This window comes from Salmonella sp. SAL4457 (assembly GCF_046548235.1).
Lineage (GTDB): Bacteria > Pseudomonadota > Gammaproteobacteria > Enterobacterales > Enterobacteriaceae > Salmonella > Salmonella enterica.
The window spans coordinates 1-234 of record NZ_JBGDZO010001390.1; the positions used below are offsets into that span (position 1 = coordinate 1).

A 234-nucleotide genomic window follows, 5' to 3' on the forward strand; every position below is an offset into this window, starting at 1 on the left:
ACCTCGACGGCAGCTACGAAGAACTGCCGCCGAACCTGCTCGACGAACTCAAGCGCGACCGCCGCTGGTGCCACGGCAACCTGATGAACTTCCGCCTGTTCCTGGTCAAGGGCATGCACCCGGTGCACCGAGCGGTGTTCCTCACCGGGGTCATGTCCTACCTGTCGGCGCCGTTGTGGTTCTTCTTCCTGGTGCTTTCCACCGCGCTGCTGGCGGTGCACCAACTGATGGAGC

General features: G+C 63.7%; 1 protein-coding gene. It reads left to right on the top strand.

Annotated features, from left to right (window positions below; all coding sequences use genetic code 11):
* A partial coding sequence (locus ACLJNW_RS28725; protein ID WP_410962093.1) for a hypothetical protein occupies window positions 1-234 on the top strand: 234 nt, incomplete at both ends.